Here is a 14,936-nt window from a genome sequence, read left to right on the forward strand (position 1 = left end):
GTCGGTCGACGGCTTCGTCGAGGGTGCAGCGGTGCGCCAAGGTGCGATCCTCCGTGGGTTCCCTGTCCAGTTTGGACCGGAAACCGCCGGGGACGCTCCGCCGTCTTTTCATTCAAGCGATGCGGTGGTTCAGCGAAGGCGCTCAACCTGCCTCCGCGCCCTCACCCCAGCCCTCTCCCGGAGGGAGAGGGGGCCGTTCGTGCCACCGGGGTGTCCGGCGTGGCCGGTGAATCCAATCGCGGACAAAGTCCGCTCCTACGCCCGTGCTTCCCTGAACCGTAGGAGACTCTGTTCGCGATGGCGCCGCGTCCCGCGTTCGCGGGAATGACGGGTTGGGGATCGGAGCGCAGGGCCATAACCGCAAACGAAGCCCCCTATGAAAAATGCCGTTTCCCCAAACAGAGAAACGGCATTCTTTCTTAAGCGGACAGCATCAGCCCGTAAGCGGCTTTTCCTGTCAGGTCAGGCCGTGGATCAGAGGCCGGACATGTGCTCGATGGCGGCCTTCAGCTCGTCGTCCGAGCAGTCGGCGCAGGTGCCTTTCGGCGGCATGGCGTTGATGCCGGAGATGGCCTTGGCCAGCAGGCCGTCGAGGCCGCCCTGCTCCTTGGCGCGCTTGCCCCACTCGCCCTTGTCGCCCACCTTGGGCGCGCCCAGCAGGCCGGTGCCGTGGCAGTTGGTGCAGACCTTGCCGACGATCTCTTCGCCCGAACGCGGCGCACCGCCACCTCCGGCGGAAGCGACGGCGCCGACGCCTTCGCACTCCTTGCCCTGGACGCAGACCTTGCCCACCGGTTCCAGGCGCTTGGCGATGTCGTCATTGGTCGTGGCTTGGGCGCCAGCGGCCAGCAGGGCCAGTACGGCGGCCTGGGCCACCAGGATTTTCTTTATCAGGTTCACCCTTTTACCCTCATCGTGGCTTGTACGCCCGGGCACGGTATCCATCGCAGTCTCGGCGGCGCGGGCGGGCGCAAGTATAACGGAAGACCGCGCGCCTGAAACAATTGCAAGGGCCGCGGAGGCCTTGCGTCATACGGTCGCAGGCGGCTCAGCCGCCTCTAAAAATTTGCCGGAGTCGTCGCGCTGATCAGCCGCGCCGGCGCCTCGAAGGGGTTGCGGAAGCGGTGCGGGCGGGTACTGTCGAAATAGTAGCTGTCGCCGCTTTCGAGGATGTACACCTCGTCGCCGACGGTCAGTTCCAGGCGGCCTTCGACCAGCACGCCGGTCTCCTCGCCTTCGTGGGAGTACATGTCGTTGCCGGTATCGGCGCCTGGCGGGTAGGTCTCGTCGAGCAGCGTGATGGCGCGGCTGGGGTAGGCCTTGCCGATCAGCTTCATGACAATGTCGCCATCGGACAGGTCGCTGAGTTCGTCCGCCTTGTAGACCACCTGGGTGTTGCTGTCCTGCTCGATGTCCAGCGAGAAGAATTCCACCAGGGACATGGGAATGCCGCCCAGCACCTTCTTCAGGGAGCTGATCGACGGGCTGACGCTGTTCTTCTCGATCATCGAGATGGTGCTGTTGGTGACGCCCGCGCGCTTGGCGAGTTCACGCTGGGACAGCCCTTTGAGTTTGCGGATGGCTTGCAGACGAGCGCCAACGTCCAAGGGTGGAGTCCTCCTTAATTTCTTGTTCTGCCAGGCTCTAACGGCCGGAACCCGCCTGCGCCTTGCGGCGAGCGGGTTCCGAAGTGCTCCGTATCATGGCAACACCGTTCAGTATTTACAACAGATCGGTCTCAGATACTGCGCAAACTTTACACAGTTCGTCGCTCAGTCGCCGCTGTAGACACGCGGTACGCGCTTGAGGTTGCAGAACAATTGGTAGGGGATGCTGCCGCACAGGCTGGCGAGTGCGCTGGCCGGGACGTTCGGCCCCCACAGCTCGACGCGGCTGCCAAGGCCGGCGCCGGGCAGGTCGGTGAGGTCGACGGTGAGCATGTCCATGGACACCCGGCCGATGATGCGGCTGGCCTGGCCGTCGATGAACACCGGGGTGCCGTCCGGCGCATGGCGCGGGTAGCCGTCGGCGTAACCCATGGCGACCACGCCGACGCGCACCGGGCGCTCGGCGACGTAGCGCGCGCCATAGCCCACCGGCTCGCCCGCCGGCAGTTCGCGCACGCCGATGACCTGCGACTCGAGGGTCATCACCGGGCGCAGCTGGTCGGCCAGCGGCTGGGCCTGTTCGAAGGGGGTGGCGCCGTAGAGCATGATGCCCGGGCGCACCCAGTCGCTGGGCACGCCCGGCCAGCCGAGGATGCCGGGGGAGTTGCGCAGGCTGACCTCGAACGGCTGGCCCAGGCCGGCGCGCACGGCCTCGAAGGCGGCGACCTGCTCCTCGGTGCGCGCGCAGTCCAGCTCGTCGGCGCGGGCGAAGTGGCTCATCAGCACCACCTTGGCCACGTGCGGCAGGGCCTGCAGGCGCGCCAGGGCGGCGGCGTAGTCCTGCGGGAAGAAGCCGACGCGGTGCATGCCCGAGTCCATCTTCAGCCAGAGCGTCAGCGGCCTGGCCGGGCGCGCTCGCTCGATGGCCTCCAGTTGCCAGGCCGAGTGCACCACGCACCAGAAGTCATGGCGCTCGATCAGCTCCAGCTCGCTGGCCTCGAAGAAACCTTCCAGCAGCAGGATGGGCGCGCGGATGCCGGCTTCGCGCAGCTCCAGGGCCTCTTCGATGCAGGCCACGGCGAAGCCGTCGGCTTCCGCCTCCAGGGCCCTGGCGCAGCGCACCGCGCCGTGGCCGTAGGCATCGGCCTTGACCACCGCCAGCGCACGCGCGCCACTGACTTCGCGGGCCAGGCGGTAGTTGTGGCGCAGGGCCTGGAGGTCGATCAGGGCACGGGCTGGACGCATGGCGGGAACTCTCTGTTATTCGGGTACGACGATTCGCGGGCGGACTCGCCCGGCGAAGGCCATGAAGCAAAAAAAGGCCTGGCAATCCGACCAGGCCCCACGCAAAGGTTTACGGCAGCGCCGCGACCACCGACATCTCCACCAGGATCTCCGGCTCGCAGAGCCTGGCCTCCACGGTGGCGCGGGCCGGGGCGGTGCCTTGCGGCAGCCACTGGTCCCAGACGGCGTTCATGCCAGCGAAGTGCGCATCGATGTCCTTCAGGTAGATGGTCACCGAGAGGATGCGCGTCTTGTCGCTGCCGGCCTCCTCGAGCAGGCGCTCGATGCTGGCCAGGACCTCGCGGGTCTGCTGTTCGATGCCGGCGCCCATGTCGTCGCCCACCTGGCCCGCCAGGTAGACGGTGCCGTTGTGGACGACGATCTGGCTCATGCGGCCATTAGTGTGCAGGCGCTGGATGACCATTCTGGGCCTCCGAGGCATTGCTGTAGCGGGAAATGTCCAGGCCGTCGGTGCTGATCTGCGGGCGCTTCTTCGCCATCAGGTCGGCCAGGTAGCGGCCCGAACCGCAGGCCATGGTCCAGCCCAGGGTGCCATGGCCGGTGTTCAGGTACAGGTTGCGGTAGCGGGTGCCGCCGACGATCGGGGTGCCGTCCGGGGTGGCCGGGCGCAGGCCGGTCCAGAAGGTCGCCTGGCTGACGTCGCCGCCCTCGGGGTAGAGGTCGGTGGTGATCATTTCCAGGGTTTCGCGGCGGCGCGGGTTCAGCGACAGGTCGAAACCGGCGATCTCGGCCATGCCGCCGACGCGGATGCGCTGGTCGAAGCGGGTGATGGCGACCTTGTAGGTCTCGTCGAGGATGGTCGAGGTCGGCGCCATGTCCGGGTTGGTGATCGGCACGGTCAGCGAGTAGCCCTTGAGCGGATAGACCGGGGCGTCGATGCCCAGCGGCTTGAGCATCTGCGGCGAGTAGCTGCCCAGGGCCAGCACGTAGTGGTCGGCAGTGACCAGCTGGCCATCGATCCAGACGCCGTTGATGCGGTCGCCGGCGAAGTCCAGGCGCTGGATGTTCTGGTTGAAGCGGAACTCCACGCCCAGGCCCTGGGCCAGCTCGGCCAGCTTGGTGGTGAACATCTGGCAGTCGCCGGTCTGGTCGTTGGGCAGGCGCAGGGCGCCGACCAGCTTGTCGGCCACCTTGGCCAGGGCCGGTTCGACGCGGGCGATGCCGGCGCGGTCGAGGACTTCATAGGGCACGCCGGAGCTTTCCAGCACGGCGATGTCCTTGGCGGCGGAGTCGAGCTGGGCCTGGGTGCGGAACAGCTGGGTGGTTCCCAGGGTGCGGCCTTCGTAGGCGATGCCGGTCTCGGCGCGCAGCTCGTCGAGGCAATCGCGGCTGTACTCGGACAGGCGCACCATGCGCTCCTTGTTCACCGCGTAGCTGGCGGCGTTGCAGTTGCGCAGCATCTGCCACATCCAGGCGTACTGGCTGGGGTCGCCGGTGAGCTTGATGGCCAGCGGAGCGTGCTTCTCCAGCAGCCACTTCATGGCCTTGAGCGGGATGCCCGGGGCGGCCCAGGGCGAGGCGTAGCCGGGGGAAACCTGGCCGGCGTTGGCGAAGCTGGTTTCCAGGGCCGGGCCGGGTTGGCGGTCGACCACCACCACTTCGAAGCCGGAACGGGCCAGATAGTAAGCACTGGCGGTGCCGATCACACCGCTGCCAAGGACCAGAACGCGCATCGCTGCCTCCTACGTCGCGTGGGGCACGCGACGTTTCTTATTTTGAACGTCAGATGCGCGCAGTATAGGAATTCGAGCGCAGAAATAATCACTATTTAACAGGCTGTAATTGAAGAAAATTCTTGGCAGAAAGGCCTTTCATGGAGGCGCATCCACCAGACAATCCACAAAAACACCTGAAAAACCCATAGCCATGCAACTATGTCGGATCGCGGTTTTCAGCAACTAATTCGGTGGGCTTCGGCGAACACGGGAATTACTCCCGCCGGGGGCGGGGCCGGCAGGAATAAGCGCTGCCGCGACGGCGGGTCGCAGGCGCCGCCCGACAGGCGGCGCCACCAGGGAAATCCCCTTACTTGCGCACCCACTTGCCGTTGAGCTGGATGTATTGCCCGGCCGGGGTGCGGTCCATGGCCTTCTGCCCGGCCAGGGCCTCCACGTCGCCGAGCTTGGCGCCGCTCTGGCCGGCCACCTTCTGGTACTCGGCGCGGCGCGCGGCGTTGATCTGGGCGGCGATGTCGGCCGCCTGGCCGCTGTTGCTGACCACCCCGAGATAGCCGTCGGGCTGCTCGCCGACCAGGCCCTGGGCCTTGGCCCCGCCCAGGGCCGACATGGCCTGCTCCAGGCTCATGGCCAGGGCCGGCAGGCTGACGCAAAGGGCCAGCAGGGCGACGCCGAGTTTGCTGCGCAGTGTCATGTAGAAGCTCCTCAGAACAGACCGCTGTTCTCGTTGATGATGCCATCCAGGGCCTTGTCGACCTTGATGTAGATCTCGTGCTCGATCTTCACGTTGAGGTTGATGTTGATCGGCTCCTTGGGCGCCGCCAGCTGTACCGTCGGCGTACAGCCCTGGCTGAGCCCGAGCAGGGCCAGGACGGCGATGAGTGCGCTTGGGCGCATGCGGTTCTCCTTGCGATCAGGGCGCGGCAGGTGGCGGGTTGCGCAGGCGTTCCTGCACGCGCTTGCGGATGGTGTCGCTGACCCGGTCGCTCAGCTGCAGGCTGGTCAGCAGGTCCGGGATGTTCTCCTCCAGGTTGACGTTGAGGTTCACCGGCCGCCCCTGCTCCAGCGCCGGGTTGCGGCCGCTGATGGCCAGGGCCAGGAGCAGGCGGCCGCCCTCAGCATAATCCACGCGGCTGGCCAGGCGCTCGTAGCGGAAGTCGTCGAGCATGGTCGCCACCAGTTGCATGGCCGGGTTGCTCTGGCCGAGGGCGCGGATCTTCTCCGAGCGGAACTGCAGGGTGCCCGGCTGCCGCGCGGCCACCTGGCCGCCCTGGATGCGCAGCCCGGCCGGGCCGATCAGCAGCGGCAGCTCGCCGTCGAGGATGCCGTTGCCGGCCAGGCCCTCGGCGGGGTAGGCCTTGAGGATTTCCTCCAGCAGCACGCCCTGCAGGTGCAGGCTCTGCGCCGGGTTGTCGCGGGCCAGCTGCAGCACGCCGGCGTCCAGCCAGGCGCGGCCGCCGAACAGCTTCAGCTCGGCCTGGCGCCAGTCCAGGCGGCCGGCCAGCGGCTGGTCCAGGCCGGCGCTGTAGCCGCCCTGGAACTGCAGGGGCCCGAGCAGCACGCCGGGGTTGAGCTGCGCCACGCGCAGGCCGGGCAACTGCAGCGTCAGCTGCGAGCCGCGCAGCTGCAGCTTCGCCTCGCCGTCCAGGCCGTGGATTTCGCTGCGGTCGTAGACGCCTTCCAGGCCGCGGCCGTTCAGCGTCAGGTCCAGTTGCTGGGCGCCCTGCCCCGGCGGCAGGCGCCACTGCGCGCGGGCCTGCAGGCGGCCGTTGTTCAGGCTGAGCAGCGCCGGCCAGTCGGCCAGGCTGGCCGCCAGCGGGTTGCCGCTGCGCAGGAAGAATTCCGGCAGTTGCGCCGTAACGTCCAGGGCGCCATCGGCCTGGTGTCGCAACTCGACGTCGGCGGCCAGGCCCCCGCTATTCTGCAACCGGCCCTTGAGCTGCTGCTGGGCCAGGCCGGCTCCGAGCTGGCCCTGGTAGCTCCAGGCCAGCGGCCTGAGGTGCGCCTGGCGCAGCTCGCCGACCGCCAGTTGCACGGCGCCGTCGAAGCCCAGGCTGAAGGGCTGGCCGGCGGCGTAGCCCAGCGCCAGGCTGGCCTTGTCCGCCGTCGCACTGAGCTTGCTGGCCTTCAGCCCCTGGGGGCCGGCCAGGCTGCCCAGGCTCAGCTTGGCGCCCTTGCCCAGGCGCAGGCTGGCCGCGGCCTGGCCAATCTCGCCGTCCAGCGGCAGGTCGAGCGCCGCCTTGCCCAGGCGCAGGCCGGGCAGTTGCAGGTCCGGCACCTGGGCCTGCAGGCGGGCCTGGCTCAGGGCCAGGGACAAGGCTTCGCCCTCGACCAGCGCCAGCACGCCCTGCAGGCGCAGCTCGCTGGCGCCCTTGCCGCGCAGGTCCAGGCGTACCGCGCCGGGGGCGCTGTCGTCCGGTTGCAGGCCCAGGCGCAGGCTGGCCGGGCGCAGGCCCACCGGCAGCGCCTGCAACCAGTCGCCATAGAGGTCGGCCAGGTAGAGGTCGCCGTCCAGCACCCGCGGCCGCCATTGCCCCGGCTGGGTCGCCGCCGCCCGCAGCTGCAGGTCGCCCTGCAGGGCGCCCAGGCCCGGCAGCGGCCAGGGCTGCGGCAGTTGCATGGCCAGCTCCAGCTCGCCCTGGCTGTCGCGCAGGGCGGGCCAGTCCGGCCAGGGGCCGTCGCCGCCCAGGGTGCTGTCCCAGCTCAGGCGCAGGCGCCCGGCCTCGGGCAGGGAAACCGGCAGGGTCGGCGTCGGCAACCAGGGCGCCAGCCAGGCGCGCACGGCATCCAGCGGCGGCACTCCAGGGCTGGCCAGGCTGCCGCGCCAATGGCGCTCGGCCGGCGCCCAGCTGGCGTCGAGGTCGGCCAGGCGTTCGCCATCCAGATCGGCCTTCAGCGCCAGCCGCCAGGCGTCCTGTTCCGGGCGCAGAGTGCCGTCGAGGGCCAGGCGCTGGCCGCCTTGCTGCAGTTCGGCGGCCAGGGACGCGGCATTGCCGGGCAGTTGCTGCCAATGCAGGCTACCGACCAGGGTGCAGCGCTGCTGCCCAGCGCAGGGCAATTCGAACTCGGCGCGCTGCAAGACGGCCCGCTGCGGCAGCAGGCCGAGCCACAGGCCCACCTGGTCGGGCGTCGGCCACTCCCCCGGCGCGTCCGTCGCCGCGGCGGAGGGCCAGGACCCCACGTGCAGCCGCTGCAGTTCCAGGCCACCCAGGCGCCAGCGCCCGTCGATGCGCCGCGGCCAACCCAGGCGCAGCTGGTCGGCCTGGATATCCAGGCGCGAAGCGGATTTTTCCCGCGTCACGGCCAGCTGTTTCAGTGCAAGGCCGTCCAATGAAATCCCCGGCCCCTGCCAGTCCAGGCGGGTGACGCCCTGCTCCGCGAGCAGCCGCTGCCAGGCCTGCCCCGCCCAGACGGCGAGCAGCACCACGAGCAGCGCCAGCAACAGCAGGATTCGGGTACGGGTCGAGCGCATGCCAGGCTCCAGCGGCGGAATGGAAGGCCCGCGCATCCGGCGCGGACCTGGGAACAGGCTGGCGGCGTGCCCGCAGAAGATCAAGGGGCAGTGATATCCACTGGCTTAACGTCTATATTTGGCGACAATCACCAACCATAAGCACCGCCCCGAGCAGCCTCCATGAGAACCCAGCACCAAAGCCGCCGCGAACTGGACAAGATCGACCGCAATATCCTGCGCATCCTCCAGGAAGAAGGGCGCATTTCCTTCACCGAGCTGGGCGAGCGCGTCGGCCTCTCCACCACCCCCTGCACCGAGCGCGTGCGGCGCCTGGAGCGCGAAGGGATCATCATGGGCTACAACGCCCGGCTGAACCCGCAGTACCTCAAGGCCAGCCTGCTGGTGTTCGTCGAGATCAGCCTGGACTACAAGTCCGGCGACACCTTCGAGGACTTCCGCCGCGCGGTGCTCAAGCTGCCCCACGTGCTGGAGTGCCACCTGGTGTCCGGCCACTTCGACTACCTGGTGAAGGCGCGCATCTCGGAGATGGCCTCCTACCGCAAGCTGCTCGGCGACATCCTGCTGAAGCTGCCCCACGTGCGCGAGTCGAAGAGCTACATCGTCATGGAAGAGGTCAAGGAAAGCCTGACCCTGCCGATTCCCGACTGATCGCAACAGCCTGTCGAACTTTTGCGGCTTCCCCCCTTGGCGTGGCGGGAAGTCGGCGTTTATCCTGCGTAAAATTTTAACAACACAATAATCAGGATATCGCACATGAACGCCCGCGTTCGCCTCCCGGTGCACACCGACCAGCACGCCCCTTCCTACTACGCCGCGACCGTCAACCGTCGCATCGAGTGCCCTCCCCTGGCCGGCGAGGAAAAGGCTGACGTGTGCATCATCGGCGGCGGCTTCTCCGGGCTGAACACCGCCATCGAGCTGGCCGAGCGCGGCTTCTCGGTGGTCCTGCTGGAGGCCCACAAGCTTGGCTGGGGCGCCAGCGGGCGCAATGGCGGGCAACTGATCCGCGGCGTCGGCCACGGCGTCGAGCAGTTCGAGCCGGTGATCGGCAGGGACGGCGTGCGCCAGCTCAAGCTGATGGGCCTGGAGGCGGTGCAGATCGTGCGCCAGCGCGTGGAGAAGTACGGCATCGACTGCGACCTGACCTGGGGCTACTGCGACCTGGCCAACAAGGCCTCGGACGTCGAGGGCTTCCGCGAGGACTACGAGGAGCTCAAGGGCCTGGGCTACACCCATGAACTGCGCCTGGTCCCGCAGGAGGAGATGCGCGGCATCGTCGGTGCCGACTGCTACGTCGGCGGCATGGTCGACATGGGCTCGGGCCACCTGCACCCGCTCAACCTCGCCCTGGGCGAGGCGGCCGCCGCGCAATCCCTGGGCGTGCGCCTGTTCGAGGACTCCCAGGTCACCCACATCGACTACGGCGCCGAGGTGCGCGTGCGCACCGCCAAGGGCAGCGTGCGCGCCAAGACCCTGGTGATCGGCTGCAACGCCTACCAGAATGGCCTGAACAACTACCTCGACGGCAAGGTGCTGCCGGCCGGCAGCTACGTCATCGCCACCGAGCCGCTGCCCGCCGACCTGGCCCGCGAGCTGCTGCCGCAGAACATGGCGGTGTGCGACCAGCGCGTAGCCCTGGACTACTACCGCCTCTCGGCCGACAACCGCCTGCTGTTCGGCGGCGCCTGCCACTACTCCGGGCGCGACCCGGTGGACATCGCCGCCTACATGCAGCCGAAGATGCTCAAGGTGTTCCCGCACCTGGCCGAGGTGCGCATCGACTACCAGTGGGGCGGCATGATCGGCATCGGCGCCAACCGCCTGCCGCAGATCGGCCGCCTGCCCGACCAGCCCAACGTGTACTTCGCCCAGGCCTATTCCGGCCACGGGGTGAACGCCACCCACCTGGCCGGCAAGCTGCTCGCCGAGGCCATCGCCGGGCAGCAGGGCGGCGGCTTCGAGCTGTTCGCCAAGGTCCCGCACATCACCTTCCCCGGCGGCAGGCTGCTGCGTTCGCCGCTGCTGGCGCTGGGCATGGCCTGGTATCGCTTCAAGGAGGCGCTGAGCGGCTAGAATCTCCGCAGTCCCGCCAACCGGGACGCCAGGAGACTCCCGCTTGCTACAACGCTTCCTGTTGCTGGCGCTGCTGTTGCTCGGCGGCTGCGCCAGCGCTCCCCTGCCCACGCCCTCCCACGCCCTGTCGCCGAGCGGCACGGCCCTCGGCGACGCCGTGCAGCGGCGCGCGGCGGCGCACCCCGGCGCCTCCGGCTTCCGCCTGCTGGCCTCCAGCAGCGACGCCTTCCTCGCCCGCGCCGAGCTGATCCGCGCCGCCCAGCGCAGCCTGGACATCCAGTACTACATCGTCCACGACGGCCTCACCACCCGCGCGCTCATCCACGAGCTGCTCAAGGCCGCCGACCGCGGCGTGCGCGTGCGCGTGCTGATCGACGACACCAGCAGCGACGGCTGGGACTACGAGATCGGCACCCTGGCCGCCCACCCAAACATCCAGGTGCGCCTGTTCAACCCGCTGCACCTGGGCCGCAGCACCGGCATCACGCGCAACCTCGGGCGCCTGTTCAACCTCGCCGAGCAGCACCGGCGCATGCACAACAAGCTGTGGCTGGCCGACAACAGCGTGGCCATCGTCGGCGGGCGCAACCTGGGCGACGAGTACTTCGGCGCCAAGGCGGAAATGAACTTCAGCGACCTCGACCTGCTCGGCGTCGGCCCGGTGGCCGCGGAGCTGGGACGGAGCTTCGACCAGTACTGGAACAGCGCCATCAGCCGGCCCATCGAGGACTACCTGTGGGGCAAGCCCGAGCGCGCCGACCTCGAACGCGCCCGGCGGCACCTGGACAGCTACCTGGAGAAGAGCCGGGTTCGCCACTCGGCCTACCTGCAGCGCCTGCACCTGCGCGGCGCCTCGACCAACCTCGACAGCTGGCTCGACGACCTGGTCTGGGCCCCCGGCCGGGCCATCTGGGACGACCCGCTGAAGGTCCTGGACCGCGGCCAGAGCCGCCCGCAGCAACAACTGAGCACCCAGCTCGACCCGCTGTTCCGCCAGGTGTCGAAGGAGCTGATCCTGGTCTCGGCCTACTTCGTGCCCACCGACAGCGGCGTCACCTACCTCACCGGCCGCGCCGACCGGGGCGTCAGCGTGCGCCTGCTGACCAACTCCCTGGAGGCCACCGACGTGCCGGCCGTGCACGCCGGCTACGCGCCCTACCGCATGGCCCTGCTGGAGCACGGGGTGAAGCTCCACGAGCTGCGCGCCCAGCCGGACCAGCGCCTGGCCGGCGCACCCTGGACGGTGCGCGGCTCCAGCAGCGCCAGCCTGCACAGCAAGGCGATCGTCTTCGACCGGCGCCAGGTGTTCATCGGCTCCTTCAACTTCGACCCGCGCTCGATCATCTGGAACACCGAGGTCGGCGTCATCGTCGACAGCCCGGCGCTGGCGGAACAGACGCGCAAGCTGGCGCTGGCCGGGATGTCGCCCAGCGTCAGCTATCAGGTGCGCATCGACCGCGGCGGCAGCCGCCCGCGGCTGACCTGGGTCGACGAGATCGACGGCCACCCACGGGTGCTGCACCACGAGCCGGGCAGCCTGTGGCGCCGCTTCAACGCCTGGATCGCCGGCGCAATCGGCCTGGAGAGGATGTTGTAGGGCCCGCCGATGCTCCCCCGGAACCGTAGGGCGCATAACCGTTCGCGGTTATCCGCCGTTGGCTGGCACATCGGCGCCAGGATGACGGCAGATAACGCTTGGGGCGTTATGCGCCCTACGAAGAGCGCCTCGGCGCAATCGGCGGGCCTCAGCGCCCGCTCGCCTCGGGCAGCTCGTCGCCTTGCAGCTCCACCGGCGGCAGGCCCTTGCGCCACACCAGCACGACGAAGCCGAAGGCGCCCAGGGCCATCATCAGCGGCAGCGCATGGCCGCTCACCCACTGGCTGACCGCGCCGGTGGTCAGCGGCCCGATCAGGCAGCCGATGCCCCACAGCTGGGCGATGTGCGCGTTGGCGCGGACCAGCGCGTCATCGCGGTAGCGCTCGCCGATGAGGATCAGCGACAGGGTGAACAGCCCGCCGGCGCTCGCGCCGAACAGCACCAGCACCGGCCAGATCACCGGCCCGTGCAGCAGCAGCGGGATGCCCAGGCTGCTCAGCAGCAGGACGATGCCGCAGCCCTTGAACAGCGCCTGGCGCGACACGCGGTCGGCCAGCCAGCCGATGGGCAGCTGCAGCAGCGCATCGCCGACCACCACCACCGTGACCATGGTCAGCGCCACCGCCTGGGTGAAGCCCTGGCGCACGCCGTAGACCGGCAGCAGGGTGAGGATCATCGCCTCGAAGCCGGCGAACAGCACCACCGCCCAGGCAACGGCCGGCAGCTTGGCGCAGAAGGCGAACAGCCCGCGCCCCGAGGCGCTGTGCGGATCGACCCGGGGCGCGCCGCTGCGACCTATCAACAGCGACGAGCCGAACACCAGCAGGCCGACGCCGAGCCAGAAGCCACGGTCGTCGGCGGTGCCGATGAAGGTCAGCAGCACCGGCCCGGACAGCTGGCTCAGCGCATAGCCGGTGCCGTACAGGGCCACCAGGCGGCCGCGCCATTTCTCCACCGCCAACTGGTTGATCCAGCTTTCGCCGAGGATGAACACCACGGTCAGTTGCACGCCGATCAGCAGGCGCAGCAGCAGCCACACCGGGTAGCTCTGCAGCAACGCCAGCAGGCCGACGGAAAAGGCCCCGCTGAGCAGGCACCAGCGCATCAGCCGCGGCGTGCCCAGGCGCGCGGCCAGGCGCCCGGAGATCAGCGCGCCGAGCAGCACGCCGGCGGCCGGTGTGGCGGCCATCACGCCGATGGCGAAACTGCCGTAGCCCCAGCCCTCCAGGCGCAGGGACACCAGCGGCATGGTCAGGCCGAGGGCCAGGCCGATGCTGATGACCGACAGGCAGACAGCGGAATAGGCACCCCAACGCATTGTCGTTCTCCCGTTCCATCCGGAGCGCACTCCGGGCCAGATGCCGAGCCCGGTGCGCAATGCAAAGCGGCCGGGCTCCCCATGGGGAAACCCGGCCGCGGGTATGGCTCTTCGTCAGAGCCGGCCCCGGCGAACGCGCGGGGCCGACCTGCTTTCAGGCCAGGATCGTCTTACAGTTTGATCCAGGTGGCCTTCAGCTCGGTGTACTTGTCGAAGGCGTGCAGCGACTTGTCGCGACCGTTGCCCGACTGCTTGAAGCCGCCGAAGGGCGCGGTCATGTCGCCGCCATCGTACTGGTTGATCCACACGCTGCCGGCGCGCAGGGCCTTGCCGATCAGGTGGGCCTTGGACAGGTTGCCGGTCCACACCGCGGCGGCCAGGCCGTACGGGGTGTCGTTGGCGATGCGCACGGCTTCCTCGGCATCCTCGAACTCGATCACCGACAGCACCGGGCCGAAGATTTCCTCGCGGGCGATGCGCATGGCGTTGGTCACGCCGTCGAAGATGGTCGGCTCGACGTAGGTGCCGCCGGTCTCTTCCAGGGTGCGCTTGCCGCCGGCCACCAGCTTGGCGCCGTCGTCGTGGCCGGCCTGGATGTAGCTCAGCACGTTGTTCATCTGGGTGGTGTCGACCAGCGCGCCGACGTTGGTTTCCGGGTCCAGCGGGTTGCCCGGTTTCCAGGCCTGCAGCGCCTCGACCACCAGCGGCAGGAACTCGGCCTTGATGGACTTCTCCACCAGCAGGCGGGAACCGGCGGTGCAGACTTCGCCCTGGTTGAAGGCGATGGCGCTGGCGGCGGATTCGGCGGCGGCCTTCAGGTCAGGCGCGTCGGCGAAGACGATGTTCGGGCTCTTGCCGCCGGCTTCCAGCCAGACGCGCTTCATGTTGGACTCGCCGGCATAGACCATCAGTTGCTTGGCGATCTTGGTCGAACCGGTGAACACCAGGGTGTCGACGTCCATGTGCAGGGCCAGGGCCTTGCCCACGGTATGGCCGAAGCCCGGCAGGATGTTCAGCACGCCTTTCGGGATGCCGGCCTCGATGGCCAGCTGGGCAACGCGGATGGCGGTCAGCGGCGACTTCTCGGACGGCTTGAGGATCACCGAGTTGCCGGTGGCCAGGGCCGGGCCGAGCTTCCAGCAGGACATCAGCAGGGGGAAGTTCCACGGTACGATGGCGGCAACCACGCCCACGGCTTCGCGGGTGACCAGGCCCAACTGGTCGTGCGGGGTGGCGGCGACTTCGTCGTAGACCTTGTCGATGGCTTCGGCGTTCCAGCGGATGCTGTTGGCGGCGCTGGCGACATCGATGTTCAGCGCGTCGCTGATCGGCTTGCCCATGTCCAGGGTTTCCAGCAGGGCCAGCTCTTCGGCGTGCTGCATCATCAGTTCGGCGAAGCGGATCATGATCTTCTTGCGCTTGGCCGGGGCCTGGCGCGACCACACGCCGGCCTCGAAGGCGGCGCGGGCAACCTGCACGGCGCGCTCGGCGTCGGCGGCGTCGCAGCTGGCGACCTTGGCCAGGAAGCGGCCATCCACCGGGCTGATGCAATCGAAGGTGGCGCCATCGACGGCGTCGACGTACTGGCCATCGACGAAGGCGCGGCCTTCGATCTTCAGGTTCTGGGCGCGAGCTTCCCAGTCGGCGCGAGTGAGGGTACTCATGACAACTTGTCCTCTTATTGAATTACTTATGAAGTCCCGGCGCCCGGGGGAAGGGCGCGCTGTCAGAAATTCTGCAAGGCGGCGCGAGGGCCACGCTGTCCGCCACCCTAAACCGGGATGGGCGAATTTTCAATATTTTTGACACTTTAGGGCCAAAACGCCTTGTCACGTTCGTTTTATTAAACATAGACTCGATCGATTCCGCCTCCGTCCGGGCCCGC

General features: G+C 68.6%; 13 protein-coding genes. 3 read left to right on the forward strand and 10 right to left on the reverse strand.

Annotation, left to right across the window (positions count from 1 at the left end):
• Positions 1-474 precede the first annotated feature (474 nt).
• The 8 genes from DK254_RS32660 to DK254_RS32695 all read right to left on the reverse strand — a co-directional run bounded on the left by DK254_RS32660 (position 475) and on the right by DK254_RS32695 (position 8,060).
• Positions 475-900: a cytochrome c5 family protein gene (locus tag DK254_RS32660; protein ID WP_305888143.1), complete on the reverse strand. Its 426-nt coding sequence runs from the start codon at positions 898-900 to the stop codon at positions 475-477.
• A gap of 158 nt (positions 901-1,058) precedes the next feature.
• Positions 1,059-1,607: a cupin domain-containing protein gene (locus DK254_RS32665; protein WP_089390766.1), complete on the reverse strand. Its 549-nt coding sequence runs from the start codon at positions 1,605-1,607 to the stop codon at positions 1,059-1,061.
• A gap of 165 nt (positions 1,608-1,772) precedes the next feature.
• The gene (alr, locus tag DK254_RS32670; protein ID WP_109937149.1) at positions 1,773-2,852 is read right to left on the reverse strand and encodes an alanine racemase; all 1,080 of its coding nucleotides are present in this window, start codon (positions 2,850-2,852) and stop codon (positions 1,773-1,775) included.
• Positions 2,853-2,961: 109 nt separating this feature from the next.
• Positions 2,962-3,315, reverse strand: a complete 354-nt coding sequence (locus DK254_RS32675) for a RidA family protein (RefSeq protein WP_109937150.1) — start codon at positions 3,313-3,315, stop codon at positions 2,962-2,964.
• Positions 3,290-4,585, reverse strand: coding sequence for a D-amino acid dehydrogenase (gene dadA / locus DK254_RS32680; protein ID WP_009614100.1), 1,296 nt, complete (start codon positions 4,583-4,585; stop codon positions 3,290-3,292). Before dadA ends, DK254_RS32675 begins: the two co-directional genes overlap by 26 nt.
• Before the next feature lie 352 nt (positions 4,586-4,937).
• Positions 4,938-5,282, reverse strand: coding sequence for a YdbL family protein (locus DK254_RS32685; protein WP_109937151.1), 345 nt, complete (start codon positions 5,280-5,282; stop codon positions 4,938-4,940).
• Between the two features lie 11 nt (positions 5,283-5,293).
• On the reverse strand, positions 5,294-5,485 hold the full coding sequence (locus tag DK254_RS32690) for a YnbE family lipoprotein (protein WP_089390761.1): 192 nt from the start codon (positions 5,483-5,485) through the stop codon (positions 5,294-5,296).
• Between the two features lie 16 nt (positions 5,486-5,501).
• Positions 5,502-8,060: a YdbH domain-containing protein gene (locus tag DK254_RS32695; RefSeq protein ID WP_109937152.1), complete on the reverse strand. Its 2,559-nt coding sequence runs from the start codon at positions 8,058-8,060 to the stop codon at positions 5,502-5,504.
• 162 nt (positions 8,061-8,222) lie between these two features.
• Here DK254_RS32695 and dadR point away from each other — a divergent pair, with 162 nt between their 5' ends.
• From dadR to DK254_RS32710, 3 genes are all read left to right on the forward strand, one after another.
• The gene (gene dadR, locus DK254_RS32700) at positions 8,223-8,711 is read left to right on the forward strand and encodes a transcriptional regulator DadR (RefSeq protein WP_009614106.1); all 489 of its coding nucleotides are present in this window, start codon (positions 8,223-8,225) and stop codon (positions 8,709-8,711) included.
• A 105-nt stretch (positions 8,712-8,816) separates the two neighbouring features.
• A complete protein-coding gene (locus DK254_RS32705) occupies positions 8,817-10,136 on the forward strand; it encodes an FAD-binding oxidoreductase (RefSeq protein ID WP_109937153.1) in 1,320 nt (439 codons plus the stop codon).
• Positions 10,137-10,179: 43 nt separating this feature from the next.
• Complete coding sequence (locus DK254_RS32710; protein ID WP_109937154.1) at positions 10,180-11,733, forward strand: phospholipase D family protein; 1,554 nt, start codon at positions 10,180-10,182, stop codon at positions 11,731-11,733.
• 148 nt (positions 11,734-11,881) lie between these two features.
• Here the strand turns inward: DK254_RS32710 and DK254_RS32715 are convergent, their stop codons facing one another.
• Entirely contained in the window at positions 11,882-13,051 is a 1,170-nt protein-coding gene (locus tag DK254_RS32715; protein WP_109937155.1) for an MFS transporter, read from the reverse strand.
• Positions 13,052-13,221: 170 nt separating this feature from the next.
• Positions 13,222-14,715, reverse strand: coding sequence for an aldehyde dehydrogenase (locus DK254_RS32720; protein ID WP_109937156.1), 1,494 nt, complete (start codon positions 14,713-14,715; stop codon positions 13,222-13,224).
• Positions 14,716-14,936 lie beyond the last annotated feature (221 nt).

The sequence above is a fragment of the Pseudomonas sp. RW407 genome, assembly GCF_003176655.1.
In the GTDB taxonomy this organism is placed as follows: Bacteria; Pseudomonadota; Gammaproteobacteria; order Pseudomonadales; family Pseudomonadaceae; genus Pseudomonas; species Pseudomonas delhiensis.